Origin of the sequence: Mesorhizobium sp. M0663 (assembly GCF_040320585.1) — a bacterium.
Classification (GTDB): Bacteria; Pseudomonadota; Alphaproteobacteria; order Rhizobiales; family Rhizobiaceae; genus Mesorhizobium.
The window spans coordinates 1-3,815 of the sequence record NZ_JAMYPX010000077.1 but is presented as its reverse complement, the minus strand read 5'-3'; the positions used below and the strand labels follow the sequence as shown (position 1 = coordinate 3,815).

Here is a 3,815-nt window from a genome sequence, read left to right as displayed (position 1 = left end):
GGGGTCAGAGCAAGAACTGCTCGAAATCATACGCTAAGGTCGAACGGAGCATGAACATTATGCCGCCCAGGGCAATTTGGTCGGCAAGCGCAGCGGCCTGAAGCCCTCCGTAAGGTCGGGCGCGACGTCCCAGGAGTAGATGCCGGTAAGGTTGATGTGTTCCCAGCTCAGGGGAGAGATATGTTTGAGCAGGGTGTCGGGAATATTTCGGCCACTCTGACGGAGGTGCTCGGTGGCCCGGCTGAGATATACCGTATTCCAGTGGACGATGGCACTGACGACAAGATTGAGACCGGAGGCGCGGAATGCCTGGCTCTCGAACGATCGGTCGCGGATTTCGCCGCGCTCATGGAAGAAGACCGCACGCTTGAGTTTGTGCGCTGCCTCGCCCTTGTTGAGACCGGCTTGGCACCGCCGACGCAGGTCCGGACTGGAATACCATTCGATCATAAACAAGGATCGCTCGATACGGCCGAGTTCCCGCAGGGCTTTGGCCAACTGACTCGGATTCGGTGACGCAGCCAGCTTTTTGAGAATCGTCGAGGGTGCAACGGTACGCGCGCGGATCGACGCCGCCAGATGCAGCAGATCATCCCAATATTCCATGATGAGCGCGGAATTGATCCGCACGCCGATATGGTCCGCGAGGGCGGGATAGGTATCGACTTTCTCGAAGGTATGGAATTTCCGGTCCTTGAGGTTGCGCAGTCGGGGCGCAAAGCGCTTGCCGATCAGGGCGAAGAGGGCAAACACATGGTCGCTGGCGCCGCCCGTGTCGGTGAAATGCTCCTCGATGTCGAGGATGGTGTCGTGGTCGAATAGCCCGTCCAGAACATAGGCCGCCTCGCTTTCGGTCGGACTGATCGGCAGGATGCTGAAGTAGCCGTACTGGTCGGAGAGATGGCTGTAGAATTTGGTGCCTGGCTCGCTGCCATAGTGCAGATTGATGTCGCCGCGCCCTGCAGCACGATCACTGGCCCGGAAGAACTGACCGTCGGAAGACGCGGTCGTTCCATTTCCCCAGAGCAGAGCATGGGGATGACGCGCGTGGGCGTCGGTCACGCTTGCCTGCGCCGCCCGATAAGTTTCGGTCCTGGCATGAAACATGCGCATCCAGCCGATCTGATGGGCGCTGATCCCTTTCGATGCACCTGCCATCCGTTTTGGCCCGAGATTGGTGGCGTCCGCGAGCGTGCCGGCGAGCATAGCAGCGATGTTTTGCGGCATGTCGCCCGTTCGCACATGGGTGAACTGCTCGGCAAAGCCCGTCCACTCATGCACCTCTCTAAGAAGGTCCGGCACCTCGATGAGCGGGTACATGTCATTCAGCTCAAGATTCAGTTCCTCGGCTGCGGCGGGAACCTCGCTGGCCAGCGGCGTCACCAGCAGGGTTCCGGCCTCGAAACGGACACCCTCGAGCTTGCCGTTCCGAGCGCGGTGTGCGAGCCGCTTGAGATTGAAATCGAGCAATTGCTGCATTTGCGCGAGCCACGCCGCCCCGTCGCGCTGTACGCCGAGGCCGAGCTGGTCGGTATCTTTGAGATTGGTGAAGGCAGGGCGCGGCATGAGATGCTCATCCATCGGGCGAAATGTCCTGCTGCCTTCGACCCAGACATCTGCTGAGCGAAGCCGCTCCCGCAACGCCGCCAGCGTGGCAATCTCGTAGAGACGACGATCGGGTTTTGATCCGCTGAAGATCAGTTTGCGGGCCGTCGTGCCAAGATGGGCAACCGGAACCCGATCTGGAAGGCTGCGCCGCCCATCTTCGCAGAGGGATTTGAGGGTTTCAATCGCCGCAAGCAGGGTATCGTTCCGGCGAGCGGAGCGGAAAGCAAAGGTCCGTAGAAACAGCGCCGCATATTTGCGGACGCTCGCGTATTGCTCCACCGCCACAAGCAATGGATCAGGATCTCCATTTTCCACCATGGCTTCGAGAGCGGGCTTTACCTGCAAAAGACGATGCCAGCCGACGTGCCGGTTGATCGTCTCGATTGCATCCTCATCGTTGTCGTTGGCGGCCTGAAGGGCGGAAATCGTATCGAGAAACAGCCGGAGCGCCTTCGCCGTCTCTTTACGCGTTTCGGCATGGCGCTGCTTCTTGCGATTGTTGGCTTGGGAAAAGAGCCTGCCGATCAGCTTGATGAACATGGTGACCGCGTCGTCGGTCAGCTTCTGGCCGAGCTTGATGACCTGGGCGACGATCGTCGCGCGCCGGCGGCTAGCGTTGAAATCAGCGGCAAGCCAGGCCGGCGTGACATCGCCCTCCCGGATCATCTGGTCCCAGCGCCCGGAATGGATGCTGCCCTGCAGGCGGGGATCGATATCGAGGGCACGAATGAAGGAGAGCCTTTCCATCATCGCGACCAGGTTGCTGGCGCCGGGTGCGTCCGGAGCCGATCGTAGCCAATGGAACCGCGTCTGTGCAATTGCAGGATCCACCTTCAGCAAATCGTCGAGGCTCTGAAGCTGCTCAGGGGAACAGCCGGAGATCAACGCCGCTTCCGCACGCCGGCGCGCTATGGCGCGTGCCGCCAGCCCGATCCGCTCTATGGTGTCCGGCGTGGGAAGCACCACATTGCGTTCCCGCATGGTGGTGACGATTGCCTTGGCAATAGAAGACCCTTTGTCGGTCGTCGCTGCCGTTTCGATTGCGGACATCAAGGCGGCCCGCCGGTCCGGAGCTGCTGCGGTTCTCATCCCAAGATAGGCGAGGAGGTGCGAGACGTGTTCCAGCCGGGTCGGCTCTCGCCTCGCATAGGAACTGAAGCTTTCCGGAGCGGCATCCAGTTGCTCGGCGATATAGTTGAGCATTGCCCGCGGCGGTATTTCGTTCGCCATGAGCGTCCTGCCCGGATATCGCATCAGGCAAAGCTGGGCGGCAAAGCCGAGCTGGTTATGTTTGCGCCTGCGGACCGCGATCTCCAGCCGATCGGCTGGAGACAGAGTATAGTGGCGGATCAGGCTGTCTTCATCGGTCGGCACACCGAACAGTTCCTGTCGATCCTGAATTTTTAGGAGCTTCCGCCGGGCCATTTTCTTTACTCCATGCAACATCGCGCCGATGGCCTCCGGCATGTCCGAAAACGACCGGTTCCGTACAGGGTGAAATGGGGCTGTCCACAAATTACCTTGACATAGTTATGGACATGCTCGACCTTTCGGACAGCCTATTCGGACGAATCGAGCCCATGCCACGCACCTTTGCCTACGTCCGTGTCTCCACGACCGACCAAGCGACTGAAAACCAGATTCAGGAAATCGAGGCAGCCGGTTTCCACGTCGAGCCACGCCGCATCGTCACCGAAACGGTCTCCGGCAGTGTCGCCATTGCGCAGCGCCGGGGCTTCACCCGGCTCATGGACAAGCTCGAAGCCGGCGATGTGCTCATCGTGACAAAGCTCGACCGACTTGGTCGGGACGCCATCGATGTGAGCACCACTGTAGGGAAACTGGAGGAATTGGGTGTCCGGGTTCACTGCCTCGCTCTGGGCGGTGTCGATCTCGCAAGCTCCGCTGGCAAGATGACCATGAACGTCATCAACGCCGTCGCACAATTCGAACGTGACCTGCTTATCGAACGCACGCAGTCCGGCCTCAAACGGGCAAAATCGGAAGGAAAAACCCTTGGCCGACCGGCGCGGCTCAACGAAACGCGGAAGCAGGATGTTCTTGTAGGGCTGGCCAGCGGCATGAGCGTTTCCGCGCTCGCCAGAAAGTTCGAAACCAGCCGACAGACCATCATGCGAGTCAGAGACGACAGTTCACGTTCCGTTCGACCTTAGCGTATGATTTCGAGCAGCTCTTGTTCTGACCCC

The 3,815-nt window shown here is 60.1% G+C and carries 2 protein-coding genes; one reads left to right on the top strand and one right to left on the bottom strand.

Going from position 1 to position 3,815, the window contains the following annotated elements:
* Positions 1–57 precede the first annotated feature (57 nt).
* Entirely contained in the window at positions 58–3,033 is a 2,976-nt protein-coding gene (locus NKI54_RS35980; RefSeq protein ID WP_352694581.1) for a Tn3 family transposase, read from the bottom strand.
* 155 nt (positions 3,034–3,188) lie between these two features.
* Here NKI54_RS35980 and NKI54_RS35975 point away from each other — a divergent pair, with 155 nt between their 5' ends.
* Positions 3,189–3,782, top strand: a complete 594-nt coding sequence (locus NKI54_RS35975) for a recombinase family protein (RefSeq protein WP_352694580.1) — start codon at positions 3,189–3,191, stop codon at positions 3,780–3,782.
* The last annotated feature ends 33 nt before the right edge of the window (positions 3,783–3,815 follow it).